The organism is Agromyces sp. NPDC057865, from assembly GCF_042796995.1.
In the GTDB taxonomy this organism is placed as follows: Bacteria; Actinomycetota; Actinomycetes; order Actinomycetales; family Microbacteriaceae; genus Agromyces.
In genome coordinates this window covers 30565-44025 of sequence record NZ_JBHVMJ010000005.1, presented here as the reverse complement: position 1 = coordinate 44025, position 13461 = coordinate 30565, and the positions used below count along the sequence as shown (strand labels likewise).

14 protein-coding genes are annotated in these 13461 nt (G+C 72.8%); 7 read left to right on the top strand and 7 right to left on the bottom strand.

Going from position 1 to position 13461, the window contains the following annotated elements:
• The gene (locus tag ACFVN5_RS18990) at window positions 1-549 is read left to right on the top strand and encodes a hypothetical protein (protein ID WP_376957354.1); all 549 of its coding nucleotides are present in this window, start codon (window positions 1-3) and stop codon (window positions 547-549) included.
• A 2-nt stretch (window positions 550-551) separates the two neighbouring features.
• Here ACFVN5_RS18990 and ACFVN5_RS18985 read toward each other — a convergent pair whose 3' ends face one another.
• From ACFVN5_RS18985 to gndA, 4 genes are all read right to left on the bottom strand, one after another.
• Window positions 552-911, bottom strand: coding sequence for a hypothetical protein (locus ACFVN5_RS18985; protein WP_376957352.1), 360 nt, complete (start codon window positions 909-911; stop codon window positions 552-554).
• Window positions 908-1246, bottom strand: coding sequence for a DUF202 domain-containing protein (locus ACFVN5_RS18980; RefSeq protein ID WP_376957350.1), 339 nt, complete (start codon window positions 1244-1246; stop codon window positions 908-910). Before ACFVN5_RS18980 ends, ACFVN5_RS18985 begins: the two co-directional genes overlap by 4 nt.
• An 11-nt stretch (window positions 1247-1257) precedes the next feature.
• Window positions 1258-1611, bottom strand: a complete 354-nt coding sequence (locus ACFVN5_RS18975; protein WP_376957348.1) for a YidH family protein — start codon at window positions 1609-1611, stop codon at window positions 1258-1260.
• An 83-nt stretch (window positions 1612-1694) separates the two neighbouring features.
• Window positions 1695-3152, bottom strand: a complete 1458-nt coding sequence (gene gndA, locus ACFVN5_RS18970; protein ID WP_376957346.1) for an NADP-dependent phosphogluconate dehydrogenase — start codon at window positions 3150-3152, stop codon at window positions 1695-1697.
• A 130-nt stretch (window positions 3153-3282) separates the two neighbouring features.
• Here gndA and ACFVN5_RS18965 point away from each other — a divergent pair, with 130 nt between their 5' ends.
• From ACFVN5_RS18965 to pth, 3 genes are all read left to right on the top strand, one after another.
• The gene (locus tag ACFVN5_RS18965) at window positions 3283-3810 is read left to right on the top strand and encodes a gluconokinase (RefSeq protein ID WP_376957344.1); all 528 of its coding nucleotides are present in this window, start codon (window positions 3283-3285) and stop codon (window positions 3808-3810) included.
• Between the two features lie 225 nt (window positions 3811-4035).
• Window positions 4036-4677, top strand: a complete 642-nt coding sequence (locus ACFVN5_RS18960; protein WP_376957342.1) for a 50S ribosomal protein L25/general stress protein Ctc — start codon at window positions 4036-4038, stop codon at window positions 4675-4677.
• A gap of 117 nt (window positions 4678-4794) precedes the next feature.
• Window positions 4795-5424, top strand: coding sequence for an aminoacyl-tRNA hydrolase (gene pth, locus ACFVN5_RS18955; protein WP_376957340.1), 630 nt, complete (start codon window positions 4795-4797; stop codon window positions 5422-5424).
• A gap of 38 nt (window positions 5425-5462) precedes the next feature.
• On the opposite strand, the gene ACFVN5_RS18950 is transcribed toward pth, so the two are convergent.
• Window positions 5463-6191: an RNase H family protein gene (locus tag ACFVN5_RS18950; protein WP_376957338.1), complete on the bottom strand. Its 729-nt coding sequence runs from the start codon at window positions 6189-6191 to the stop codon at window positions 5463-5465.
• Between the two features lie 154 nt (window positions 6192-6345).
• Between ACFVN5_RS18950 and mfd the strand changes: the two genes are divergently transcribed.
• Complete coding sequence (gene mfd / locus ACFVN5_RS18945) at window positions 6346-10077, top strand: transcription-repair coupling factor (RefSeq protein WP_376957336.1); 3732 nt, start codon at window positions 6346-6348, stop codon at window positions 10075-10077.
• A gap of 61 nt (window positions 10078-10138) precedes the next feature.
• Here mfd and ACFVN5_RS18940 read toward each other — a convergent pair whose 3' ends face one another.
• Complete coding sequence (locus ACFVN5_RS18940) at window positions 10139-11338, bottom strand: Na+/H+ antiporter NhaA (RefSeq protein ID WP_376957334.1); 1200 nt, start codon at window positions 11336-11338, stop codon at window positions 10139-10141.
• A gap of 128 nt (window positions 11339-11466) precedes the next feature.
• On the opposite strand from ACFVN5_RS18940, the gene ACFVN5_RS18935 reads away from it, so the two are divergent.
• Together ACFVN5_RS18935 and ACFVN5_RS18930 are read left to right on the top strand one after the other, a co-directional pair.
• Complete coding sequence (locus ACFVN5_RS18935; RefSeq protein ID WP_376957332.1) at window positions 11467-12252, top strand: LysE family transporter; 786 nt, start codon at window positions 11467-11469, stop codon at window positions 12250-12252.
• A 16-nt stretch (window positions 12253-12268) separates the two neighbouring features.
• Entirely contained in the window at window positions 12269-12970 is a 702-nt protein-coding gene (locus tag ACFVN5_RS18930) for a MazG family protein (protein ID WP_376957330.1), read from the top strand.
• Here the strand turns inward: ACFVN5_RS18930 and ACFVN5_RS18925 are convergent.
• Window positions 12967-13431 carry a DUF6194 family protein gene (locus ACFVN5_RS18925; RefSeq protein ID WP_376957328.1) on the bottom strand — a complete coding sequence of 155 codons (465 nt, stop codon included), beginning with the start codon at window positions 13429-13431 and terminating at the stop codon, window positions 12967-12969. The two genes, ACFVN5_RS18930 and ACFVN5_RS18925, sit on opposite strands and share 4 nt — an antisense overlap.
• Window positions 13432-13461: the final 30 nt, after the last annotated feature.

Sequence of the window (13461 nt, the reverse complement as noted above, 5' to 3'; positions counted from 1 at the left end):
GTGGCGTTCCTCTCGGGCGACTCGGCGCGCGCGCTCGCGCGGCTCGTCGAGCTCGAGTCGGCTGCGTCGGGTGAAACGGATGCCGCGTCGCTCGAGCGGCTCCGGGGCATCCGTGTGCTCGCGGCCGCCCTCGAGGCCGACCCGGCGGCGCTCACGGCTGTGCGCGAGGCGCTCGACGGTGGCGCGACGTGGGACGAGGTCGCGGAGGCGGCGGGCCTCAGCGCCTCGGCCGCGAAGTACCGCTGGGCGGGCGACGACGACACCATCGCCGAACGGCAGGAGTCGAGCCGCCGTCGCAAACGCGACCGGCCGTCGAGCGCGCCGACCGACCTGCCGGGGCTCTCGGTGTCGGATGCCGCGAAGCGCCTCGGCCTCACGCCGCAGGCGATCTACCAGCGGGTGAGCCGCGGGCTGCTCGAGGCGACGACCATCGAGCTGCCCGACGGGCGGAAGTACAAGCGCGTGTTCCTCGCCGAGGACCGTGACGGCGACGGCGACCGCCGTGACGGCGACCGCGACGATCGCGACGGCGGCCGCGCGGCCGACTGAGCCTACGTCCGCACGCCGGGGATGGCGGGCTGCGGCCCCGACGGCATGACGCCGAGGTTGGCGACGAGCCGGCTGCCCCCGTCGTCGCGGATCTCGTAGCAGAGCCAGCCCGGGCCGCCCGGGCCGAAGAACTCGAACGAGACGCGCCCGCCCGCGGCATCCGTGTCGTAGGCGGCGACGACGACGGCGCACGTGCGCTCGGCCGACGAGTGCGCCACCGCGACCGACGAGAGCACGAGCGGCAGCACCATCGCGCCCAAGGCCACGATGACGGCGACGCGCAGCACCTTGCGCCGCCGCTCGCCCGGCATCGGGGTCTCGTCGAACGGGTCGGGCTCGAGCTCGGGATGGCGTTCGCTCATGGCCGGCCCTCCACGAGGATGGACGCCACGCCGGCCGCGCTCGCGACCAGCGTGATGAGCGCGACGCCGACGAGGACGCCGCGCGGCGGCGTGATCGTGAGCAGCTCGCCCATGAGCTGCCGCCGGCGCACGACGCCGACGACGACCGCGGCGCCGGCCGCCGCGAACAGGAGCACGCCGACCGCCAGCAGCGCGGGCTCGCCCGCCACGAGGCCCGCGCGCAGCGCGAGCAGCGCGTTCACGGCGATCGCCAGCGACGTGCGCACCCACGAGAGCGACGTGCGCTCGGGCTGCAGGCCGGGATCGCCGGTGGCGGGGATGCGGTAGGCGGTCACGGGAGCACCGTTCAGGACACCAGGAGGAGGAAGGTCAGGACGGCTGCGGTGAGCAGGCACGCCCCGGCGAGCGCCGGCAGGACCCAGCTGTAGGGGAGCGGGCGGCGGCGGCGGATCGCGATCTCGTTCGCGCGCCACCGCGTGTAGGACACGACGCTGAGCACGGACGCGATGAGGCCGAGCGCCACCGACACCGAGACGAGCACGACGCGCGGCTCGAGCGTCGCGGCGAACTGGTGCAGCAGCACGCCGCCCGCGAGGAGCGCGAGAGCCGTGCGGATCCACGCGAGGAACGTGCGCTCGTTCGCGAGCGTGAAGCGGTAGTCGGGGTCGTCGCCCTCGTGCTGCCACGCCGGTCCGCGCATCGACGCCCTCCTCGCCTCGGGCATCAAGCCTAATGCGAGGAGGGCGTCGTGGACCCTCGGCCGGGTGCGACCGGGCTCGGGCGCTAGTGCGACGAGGGCGTCGTCTCGATCTCCGAGCGGTCGCCCGACCAGAGCGTGTGGAACACGCCCGGCTTGTCGATGCGCTGGTAGGTGTGCGCGCCGAAGAAGTCGCGCTGGGCCTGGATGAGCGCTGCGGGGAGGCGCTTCGCGCGCAGGGCGTCGTAGTAGGCGAGCGACGACGAGAACGCGGGCGTCGGGATGCCCGCGTGCGCGGCGGTCGCGACGACGCGACGCCAGCTCTCCTGCGCGCTCGTGACGGCGTCGCGGAAGTACGGCGCCACGACGAGCGCGACGAGCGACGGGTCGTCGGCGTAGGCCTCGGCGATGCGGTTCAGGAAGCGGGCGCGGATGATGCAGCCGGCGCGCCAGATCTTCGCGATGTCGCCCTTGTGGATGTCCCAGCCGAACTGCTCGGCGCCCGCGACGATCTCGTCGAAGCCCTGCGAGTAGGCGATGATCTTCGACGCATAGAGCGCCTTGCGCACGTCCTCGATGAAGGTCTCGGGGTCGTCGACGGTCCACTCGGTCGAGGGGCCCGGCAGGTCGACGGCGGCGTCGCGCTGGGCGCGCTTCGACGAGAGGCTGCGCGCGAACACGGCCTCGGCGATGCCCGACTCGGGCACGCCGAGCTCGAGCGCGTTCTGCACGGTCCACGCGCCGGTGCCCTTGGCGCCGGCCGAGTCGAGGATCACGTCGACGAGCGGCTTGCCCGTCTCGGCGTCGACCTGGCGCAGCACCTCGGCCGTGATCTCGATGAGGTAGCTCTCGAGCTCGCCCGTGTTCCACTCGGCGAAGACGTCGGCGATCTCGGCCGGGGTCTTGCCGGTGCCGGTGCGGATGAGGTCGTAGGCCTCGGCGATGAGCTGCATGTCGGCGTACTCGATGCCGTTGTGCACCATCTTCACGAAGTGGCCGGCGCCGTCGGTGCCGACGTGCGTGACGCAGGGCTCGCCGTCGGGTGCGACCGCGGCGATGCTCCGCAGGATCGGCCCGAGCGTCTGGTAAGCCTGCGCGGTGCCGCCGGGCATGAGCGACGGGCCGTGCAGCGCGCCCTCCTCGCCGCCCGAGACGCCCATGCCGACGAAGTGGATGCCGGTCGGCGCGATCTCGGCCTCGCGGCGGATCGTGTCGTGGAAGTTCGCGTTGCCGCCGTCGACGATGATGTCGCCCGGCTCGAAGCGCTTCACGAGCTCGGAGATGACCGCGTCGGTGCCCGCGCCGGCCTGGACCATGATGATCGCCGTGCGCGGCGTGGCGAGGGAGGCGACGAACTCGTCGTAGCCCTCGGAGGCGACGAAGTCGGCCTCGGGGTGCTCGGAGGTGAGCGTGCGGGTGCGCTCGGGGGAGCGGTTGAACACCGCCACGGTGTTGCCCGCACGGCTGGCCAGGTTGCGGGCGAGGTTCGACCCCATCACCGCGAGTCCGACGACGCCGATATTTGCTGATCCGTTTGCAGGCACGAAAGCTCTCCTCGTGAGTTCGGGGGGTCGCCCTCCAGCGTACTGTGAGCGGGGCTCACCGTTGCGCGCTGTTGCGGTGAGGGCGGTGCGGCGGATGCCCCGTCGCCGCCGTTGGGCTACCCTGCCACGCATGACCGCCCCGCCCTCGCCGCCCCGCCTCGTCGTCATGGGCCCGAGCGGCGTCGGCAAGTCCCTGGTGGGCGCCGCGCTCGCGGAGCGCCTCGCGGCGCGGTTCCCGGGCCTCGCGTTCGTCGACGCCGACGACCTGCATCCGGCCGCCAACGTCGAGAAGATGCGCGCGGGCGTGCCGCTCGACGACGCCGACCGGTCGCCGTGGCTCCAGGTCGTGGGGGAGGCGCTCGCCGCCGGGGACGCGGGCCGGGTCATCGCGTGCTCGGCCCTGCGACGGCGCTACCGCGACGTCATCCGCGAGGCCTGCCCCGATGCGACGTTCGTCGAGCTCGTCGTGCCGACGGGCGAGCTCGCCGGGCGGCTCGGATCGCGCCCCGGTCACTTCATGCCGGCGTCGCTGCTCGCCTCCCAGCTCGAGGCCCTCGAGCCGATCGAGGCCGACGAGGCCGGCGCCCGCGTCGAGAACGTCGGAACGGTCGACGAGGTGGTTTCACGGGCGATCGCGGCCATCGGGCAGGGCTGGTAGACTCACCCCTTGGTCTCCCGCGTCAGCGGCGCGGGCGATCGACATACTTCGGCGAGGGAGGCCCGGTCGTCCGCGAGAGCGGCAGGCGGGGCATCCGTGATCGACGCGGTGGAACCAGGCTTCACGGCTGTTTCCTCACGCATCAGCGCATGTCACATGCCGCGCGTTCGAGTCGAGACGACAGACACCCCCATCTGGGCCCGCGAGCCCGCAAGGAGAACCACCATGGATGAAGACAACAAGGTCGAAGCCGGCACCCGCGACACCTTCGGCAAGGGTGCGGCGCGCAAGCTCCGCGCCACCGGCCAGATCCCGGCCGTGCTCTACGGGCACGGCACCGCGCCGCAGCACCTCACCCTCCCCGGCCACCAGGTCGGCCTGCTGATCCGCAAGGCGAACGCCGTGCTCGACCTGCAGATCGCCGGCAAGAGCCAGCTCGCCCTCGTCAAGGACGTGCAGAAGGACCCGGTGCACCAGGTCATCGAGCACCTCGACCTCATCGTCGTGAAGCGCGGCGAGAAGGTCCAGGTCGAGGTGCCCGTGCACCTCGAGGGCGAGCCGTTCGCCGGCACCATCGCCGACCTCGACGCCAAGACCCTGCTGCTCGAGGTCGAGGCGACCCACATCCCCGAGCGGATCATCGTCGAGATCGAGGGCCTCGAGGAGGGCACCCAGATCCTGGCCGGCGCCGTCGAGCTCCCGAAGGGCGCGACCCTCGTGAGCGACGCCGAGACGCTCGTCGTCAACGTCCACGTCCCGCAGAAGGTCGACCTGGGCGAAGAGGCTGAGGCCGCCGAGGCCGCCGAGGGCGAGGAGGCCGAGGGCGAGGAGGCCGCCGAGGAGGCTGCCGCCGAGTCCGCCGAGTAGTCGCTCGGCGCCCATCGCGCACGGGGCCTGCGGCGCCGCATCCGGGTACGCTCGGACTGCGGGCCGCAGGCCCCGCCCCGTTTCCCCCGAACCCCGCGCCGTCGAGAGGAGCCGCCCATGGGCCTCCTCGATCGGCTGCGCTCCCGCCGGAAGGACGACCCCGTGGCCGACAACACCTGGCTCGTGGTCGGGCTCGGCAACCCCGGCGCGCAGTACGCCGCGACCCGGCACAACGTCGGCCAGATGGTCGCCGACGAGCTCGCCTCGCGCATCGGCGCGACGTTCAAGTCGCACAAGACGCCGTCGCGCGTCGCCGAGGGGTTCCTCAGCCCCGGCGGCCCCAAGCTCGTCATCGCGAAGCCCAACGGCTACATGAACACCTCGGGCGGCCCCGTCTCGGCCCTCGTCAAGTACTACTCGCTGCCCGTCGACCGCGTCGTCATCGTGCACGACGAGCTCGACATCCCGTTCGACACCGTGCGCCTCAAGCAGGGCGGCGGGCACGGCGGCCACAACGGCGTGCGCGACGTGACGAAGGCGCTCGACGGCGGCGGCTTCACCCGCGTGCGGGTCGGCATCGGCCGCCCGCCGGGGCGGCAGGACTCCGCTGACTTCGTGCTGAAGGAGTTCTCGGGCGCCGAGCGGCAGGCCGTGCCGAACCTGGTGTCGGATGCCGCGGACGCCGTCGAGGCGATCGTCGAGCACGGCCTCGTGGCCGCGCAGCAGCGGTTCCACTCGCCCGCGTAGCGGCGGGCGGGCGCGGCGGCCTCCGCGGGCTCGACGGCTCAGATCAGGCCGCGGAGGAACTCCTCGGGCGTCTGCCCTGCGGCGCGTGCGCGCTCGACGAGCCGCGTATGCTCCTCGCTCGTGAGCTCGAGCGACAGCGTGAGCCAGTCGGCGGCCGGGTCGTCGAAGTCGAAGAGCGTCGCGTCCTCGGCGGCGCGGTCCTCGAGCGCGGTCGCGGCGGGGGCGGCGGGTGGTGCTGCCGGTGCTGCCGGTGGTGCCGGCGTCGCGGATGCCGCGGGCGCCGCGGCATCCGTCACCGGCTCGCATTCGCCCGTCCACCCCGGACCGCTCGGCACCTCGCGCCCCTGCTGGTAGGCGAGCGCGACGGCGCGGGCGCGCTCGTCGGCCGCCTCGTTGGCCGGATGCCCCGCGTGCCCGCGCACCCATTCGAACCGGAAGCGCCGGCCCTGGGTCGCGGCGTCGAGCTCCTGCAGGAGCTCGAGGTTCAGCACGGGCTTGCCGTCCGCCTTGCGCCAGCCCTTGCGCTTCCAGCCGGCCATCCACTTCGTGACCGCGTTGATCACGTACTGGCTGTCGCACTGCACGAGCAGCTCGTCGTCGAGGTGCGCCGTCGCGCGGAACAGCTCGAGCACGGCGGTGAGCTCGCCCTGGTTGTTGGTGCCTCGCGGCCAGCCGCCGGCGGCCCAGCACTCGTCGTCGACGTACCAGGCCCATCCGGCGGGGCCGGGGTTTCCGAGGGCGGAGCCGTCGGCTGCGGCGATGATCATGCAGGGTTTCCTTCCGTCCGGCGCTCATGCTAGCGGGAAGCTCGCTCCCTGAGCCCGTCGAAGGGAGTGACCCGTGTCACGGACCGGGCTCCCTTCGACGGGCTCAGGGAGCGGGGCCAGCCCCAGCGTCGGAGGCCGGGCGTAGACTCCTACGGTGATCCTGCAGGGCTTGAACACGGCGCTTTCGCGCGCCTCCTCGATCGACGGCGCACTCGCCGAAGCCCTGCGGAACGCGGACTTCTCGGCGCCGTCCGGACTCGACGCGCCGCTGCTCGCGGGCCTGCTCGCCCGGCGCGCAGAGGCGGGGCTGCCGCCCGCCCTCCTCGTCGTCACGGCGACCAGTCGCGAGGGCGAGTCGGTGCGCTCGTCGATCGCGCCGTACCTCGACGACGCCGAGATCCTCGAGTTCCCCGCGTGGGAGACGCTGCCGCACGAGCGGCTGAGCCCGTCGGCCGAGACGGTCGGGCGCCGGCTGCACGCCCTGCGCCGCATGCACGACTGGGCCGAGGAGGGCGCGCGGCATCCGCTCGTCATCGTCGCCTCGGTGCGCGCCGCGCTGCAGCCGCTCGCCGACAACCTCGCCGGGCTGGCGCCGATCGAGCTCGTCGCGGGCGGCCGCGGCTACGACCTCGCCGACCTCGCGGCGCGGCTCGTCGACCTCGCCTACGCGCGCGTCGACATGGTCGCCCGGCGCGGCGAGTTCGCGGTGCGCGGCGGCATCCTCGACGTGTTCCCGCCCACCGCCGACCACCCCGTGCGCGTCGAGTTCTTCGGCGACGAGGTCGAGGAGCTGCGGGCGTTCTCGGTGGCCGACCAGCGGTCGCTGCCCGAGCCGGTCGAGCGCGTGGCGCTCGCGCCGAGCCGCGAGCTGCTGCTCACGCCGTCCGTGCGCCAGCGCGCCCGCGAGATGGTGCACGAGTTCCCGAGCCTCGCCGGCCTGCTCGAGAAGATCGCCGAGGGCATCCCGGTCGAGGGCATGGAGTCGCTCGCGCCCGCCTTGCTCGAGCGGCTCGTGCCGCTCGCCCACTACCTGCCCGCGGGCGCGGCGGTCGCCGTGCTGCAGCCCGAACGGGTGACCGGGCGTGCGGTGAGCCTCGCCGAGACGAACCGCGAGTTCCTCGGCGCGGCGTGGAGCGCGGCCACGGTGGGCGCCGAGGCGCCGATCGACCTCGCCGCGGGCGACTTCCTCACGGTGCGCGAGTTCCGCGAGGCGACGCTGCGGCCCCTGAGCCCGTCGAAGGGCGCGCCCGGCGAGCCCGATCCGCGCCGGGCGTGGTGGACGTTCTCGGGCTTCGACCTCGGCGACGCCGCGGCGGTCGTCGCGGCATCCGGCGACGAGGAGGCCGCCGCGGCCGCGGCACAGGCCGCCTCCGACTACGTGCGCGTGGCCGCGAACGCGATGCCGAGCTTCGCCGGCAACGTCGCGGGCGCCATCGACCACGCCGCCGAGCGCCTGCGCGACGGGTGGAGCCTCGTCGTGGCATCCGCCGGCCATGGCCTCGTGGAGCGCGCACGCGACGTGCTCGCCGAGGCGGGGCTCGCCGCTCGCATCGTCGAGTCGGTGCCCGCCGACCTCGAGCCCGGGGTCGCCTACCTCGTGCAGGCCGACGCCGCACGCGGATTCGAGGTGCCCGAGGCCAAGCTCGCGCTCATCGCCGAGACCGAGTTCTACGGCCGCTCGGCCGGCTACGACGCGCGCCAGAACAAGAAGCTCGCCACCCGGCGCCGCAACGTCGTCGACCCGCTGCAGCTCAAGGCCGGCGACTACGTCGTGCACCAGACCCACGGCATCGGCCGGTTCGTCGAGATGGTGCAGCGCGAGGTCGCGACCGGCAGCCGGCCCACCGGGCCGAGCCGCACCGCCGGCATCCAGCAGGCGCCCACGGCCGTGCGCGAGTACCTGGTGCTCGTGTACGCGCCGTCGAAGCGCGGACAGCCGGGCGACCGCCTGTTCGTGCCCACCGACCAGCTCGACCTGCTCAGCCGCTACGTCGGCGGCGAGGCGCCGTCACTGTCGAAGATGGGCGGCAGCGACTGGGCGCAGGCGAAGGGCCGCGCACGCAAGGCCGTGCGCGAGATCGCGGTCGAGCTCGTGAAGCTCTACTCGGCGCGCATGGCGGCGAAGGGCCACGCGTTCGGGCCCGACACCCCGTGGCAGCACGAGCTCGAGGAGGCGTTCCCGTTCGCGGAGACGCCCGACCAGCTGCAGACCATCGACGAGGTGAAGGCCGACATGCAGCGGCCCATCCCCATGGACCGGCTGCTCGCCGGCGACGTCGGCTTCGGCAAGACCGAGGTCGCCGTGCGCGCCGCGTTCAAGGCCATTCAAGACGGCAAGCAGGTCGCAATGCTCGTGCCGACGACGCTGCTCGTGCGCCAGCACCTCGAGACCTTCTCCGAGCGGTTCGCCGGTTTCCCCGTGCACGTGCGCGCGCTCAGCCGGTTCCAGACCGACAAGGAGGTGCGCGAGGTCGTCGCCGGGCTCGCCGACGGCACCGTCGACATGGTCATCGGCACGCACCGCATCCTGACCGAGAAGGTGAGCTTCAAAGACCTGGGGCTGCTCATCATCGACGAGGAGCAGCGCTTCGGCGTCGAGCACAAGGACCAGCTGAAGAAGCTCAAGACCAACGTCGACATCCTCGCGATGAGTGCAACGCCCATCCCGCGAACGCTCGAGATGGCGGTCACCGGCATCCGCGAGATGTCGACGCTCGCGACGCCGCCCGAGGATCGCCACCCGATCCTCACGTTCGTCGGCCCGTACTCCGAGCAGCAGGTCGCCGCCGCCATCCGCCGCGAGATGCTCCGCGAGGGCCAGGTGTTCTTCGTGCACAACCGGGTCGCGTCGATCAACCGGGTCGCCGCGCAGCTTGCCGAGCTCGTGCCCGAGGCGCGCATCGCGGTCGCCCACGGCCAGCTCAACGAGCACGTGCTCGAGCAGATCGTCGTCGACTTCTGGGAGCGCAAGTTCGACGTGCTCGTCTCGACGACCATCATCGAGACGGGCCTCGACATCTCGAACGCGAACACGATCATCATCGACCGCGCCGACAAGTACGGCCTCTCGCAACTGCACCAGCTGCGCGGCCGCGTCGGCCGCGGCCGCGAGCGCGCCTACGCGTACTTCCTCTACGACCCGGCCAAGCCGCTGTCCGAGACGGCGCACGACCGGCTGTCGACCATCGCCGCGAACAACGAGCTCGGCGGCGGCATGCAGATCGCCCTGAAGGACCTCGAGATCCGCGGCGCGGGCAACCTGCTCGGCGCCGAGCAGGCCGGCCACATCGCCGGCGTCGGCTTCGACCTCTACCTGCGCATGATCGGAGAGGCGGTGTCGGCGTTCCGCGGCGACGTCGCCGAGGGCCAGACCGAGCTGCGCCTCGAGCTGCCCGTCGACGCGCACATCCCCGAGGAGTACGTCGACTCCGAACGGCTGCGCCTCGAGGCCTACCAGAAGCTGTCGGCCGCGAGCGGCCCGGCCGCGAAGGAGGGGCAGATCGACGCGGTGCTCGACGAGCTCGTCGACCGCTACGGCGCGCCGCCCGAGGCGGTCAAGCACCTCATCGCGATCTCGCGGCTGCGTCGCACGGCCCAGCTCGCGGGGCTCTCCGACGTCATCGCCACGGGCTCGAAGCTGCGCATCGCGCCGGCGAGGATCCCCGATTCCCGGCGCGTGCGCCTCGAGCGCCTGTACCCGGGCGCCAAGCACTTCGCGCAGAACGACGTGATCCTCGTGCCGTTCCCGATGCCCGGCGGCGAACTCCCCGAGGATGCCGAGCTCATCGAGTGGGTGTCGAAGCTCGTGACGGCGATCTTCCCCGCGCCCGAGCCCGCAGCGGGCCAGGCGGATGCCGCGGGCGCGACGGCTGCGGCCGCGGGCTGAGTCGCGGCATCCGCTCGCTTCGTTCGCCGCCGCGCCGCCGCACCGCGGTGCGCGCCGGACGCTAGTGCGAGAACGCGCCGCCCTGCCCGGCGTGCTCGCCGCGGCGCCGGTAGTGCCGTGACCGGGCGGTCACGACGACGGCCGACAGCACGATCGCGACGCCCGATCCGAGCAGCACGGCCAGGGTGCCCTCGTCGCGGACGCCTGGCAGGCGTGCGAAGGCGAGCTCGTTCATCAACAGCGAGACGGTGAAGCCGATGCCGCCCAGCGCCCCGACCACGGCGAGGTCGGCGAACGTGAGCGGCGTCCCCGAGCGGCTCCGCGCGAAGAGGGCGCCCAGCAGCCCGGCCGCGACGATGCCCACCACCTTGCCGACAGGCAGTCCGACGAGGATGCCCCAGAACGCCGGGTCGAGCTCGGCCGGTGACACCTGCGGCACCACGACCATCGCCGCGGTGAAGGCGAACAGGGGCAGGATCACGCCGTTCGACCACGGCTCGAGCGCGTGCGCGGCACGACCGGCCGGGCGTCGCGACATCACGAGTCCGAGCGCGACGCCCGCGATCGTGGCGTGCACGCCCGACCGGTACGTGAAGTACCAGGCGAGCACGGCGAGCACCACGAGCACGGCGATGATCGGCCACTGCGGCCGTCGCGCGAGGATCCACGCCGACCGCGGCTTCATGACCCGGCTCACGGCGCCGAAGACCGCGATGGCGATGCCCGCGTACCCGAGGTAGGCCAGGTCGGCGTCGGCGGTGAAGAAGAACGCGATGATGAGGATCGCGATGAGGTCGTCGAGCACCGCGAGTGCGAGCAGGAACACCCGCGCGCGCGTCGGGATGAACCGGCCGAACACCGCGAGCACGCCGAGGGCGAAGGCGATGTCGGTGGCCGTCGGGATCGGCCATCCGTCGACCGTCTCGGAGCCGGCCGTGAAGGCGAGGTAGATCGCCGCCGGCACGACGACGCCGCCCACCGCGGCGATGGCCGGCAGCAGCGCCTTCGAGAGGGAGTTGAGCTCCCCGATGACGAGCTCGCGCTTGAGCTCGACCGCGACGATGAAGAAGAAGATCGCGAGCAGGCCGTCGGTGACCCAGTGTCCGGTCGAGAGGTCGACCCGCAGGAACGGGATCTCGAGGTGCGCGTCCTTCACCGCGATGACGGATGCCCCGAACGGCAGGTTCGCAATGAGGAGGCCGAGCACCGCGGCGGCGAGCAGCAGCGCAGCGGCGACGCGCTCGGAGCGGAGGAACGACATGGGAGCCCCTGTCTCGGCGAGGTGAATCGCCGGTCGGTGAACGGTGTCGACGCCGTCGCGTCGGCCGACCAGGCTTCCCGGCTCTCCGTGGGCGAGTCTAGCGACGCCGCTCGGGCTACGCTGTGCCGGTGTCGTTCTCGCTCTGGATCACGCTGCTCGCCGCGTGCTTCGTCATCAGCTTCACGCCCGGAGCGGGCGCGATCAACACCATGGGGAACGCCCTGAGCCACGGGTTCCGCCGCTCCATCTGGGGCATCCTCGGCCAGCAGGCCGCGCTCATCGTGCACATCGCGATCGTCGCGCTCGGCGTGGGCGTGCTCGTGGCGAGCTCGCCGATCGCGTTCAACGTCATCCGGTACGCGGGCGCCGCGTACCTCGTGTACCTCGGCGTGCGGCAGCTGCTGCGGAGGCCGGCGGCGGCGGCCCAGCCGATCGGGGCGGCCGAGGCAGCGGCGTCCGGGGCGTCCGGGGCGGCCGAGTCGGCCTCGACTGACGCATCCGGGGCATCCGGGTCCTCGAGGTCGTCGGATGCGTCTCGCGGCTCCGATCGGCCCACGGCATCCGCCGCCGTCGAGGTCGCACCGGATGCCACGACGGCGCCGTCACCGCCCGAATCGCGCTGGTCCATGTTCCGCCGCGGCCTGTGGGTGAACCTGCTGAACCCGAAGGCGATCGTGTTCTTCCTCGCGTTCCTGCCGCAGTTCATCCGCCCGAGCCTGCCGCTCCTCCCGCAGTACCTCGTCGTCGCTGCGACCGTCGTCGTCGTCGACGTGATCGTGATGTGGGGGTTCTTCGCCTTCGCCGCGCACGGCATGCGCCGGTTCACCCGCTCGGCGCGCGGGCAGCGGACCGTCGACGCGGTCTTCGGCCTGCTCTTCATCGCGGTCGGCATCCTGCTCGTCTTCCTGCACTGACGCCTATGCTGGCCGGATGACCGAACACCCGCGCCTCGAGGAACTCGTCGCGATCGTCGCGCAGCTGCGCGCGCCGGGCGGGTGTCCGTGGGACGCCGACCAGACCCACGAGAGCCTCGTGCAGTACCTCGTCGAGGAGAGCTGGGAGCTCATCGACGCGATCGAGTCCGGCGACCGCGACGAGATGATCGAGGAGCTCGGCGACGTGCTCTACCAGGTGCTCTTCCACGCCGACATCGCCGCGCACACGCCCGGCGAGGATTTCGACATCGAGGACGTCGCGGCGCACATGACCGCGAAGATGGTGTCGCGGCATCCGCACGTGTTCGGCGGCGACCGCACCGCCGAGACGGCCGACGACGTCGTGGGCTTCTGGGACGAGCTGAAGGCCGGCGAGAAGCCGCACCGCACGAGCGTGCTCGACGGCATCCCGCGCGGCATGCCGGCTCTTGCGCTCGCGCAGAAGGTGCTCGGCAAGGCCGCGAAGGTGGGCGTCGAGGTCGAGGTCGGGGTCGCGGTCGCCTCGGTTCCGGATGCCGCGGGGCGGCCGGGGCCCGCCACGGAGGAGGAGCTCGGGGCGACGCTGCTCTCGCTCGTGGCATCCGCTCGGGCGCAGGGGCTCGACGCCGAGCGCGCGCTGCGGCACGCCGTGCGCGGACTCGAGGACGACGTGCGCGCGGCCGAGGCCGTCGCCGCCCGGGCGACCTCGGGCGCCTAGGTTCCCGAGCGGCGTTCGGCTCGCGCCCGCGCGGCGTCGTGCGCGCTGCGGAGGAGCGCCAGCACCGTCGGCATCGTGCGCTCGCCCGGGACCACGACGCTCACCCAGCCGAGCACGGCGTAGACCGGGTGCGGGTTGACGACGTCGGTCGCGGTGAAGTCGCGCGGGCGTTCGAGGTGCCGCGACTCCTCGCCCGTGAGCTCGACGAACGCGGCCCGGTCGACGTGCACGTTCACGCGCCACCTCCCGTCGGCGTCGAGGTCGGACGCGGCGTCGTCGGGGTAGTCCTTGGTCACGATCGTGCCGTAGGGCTGGGTGTGCTGCGGCATGCGCCCGTCGGGCGCGTAGTAGAAGAACGCGTCGCCCCAGGCGAGCTCGGGTGTGCCGTCGCCCGGGCCGGGAAGGACGACGAGTGCGCCGTCGAGGCCTTGCACCTCGTCGATGACCTGCTGCATGCTCATGGTTCAAGCATGTGGTTGAAGTGCTTCTGT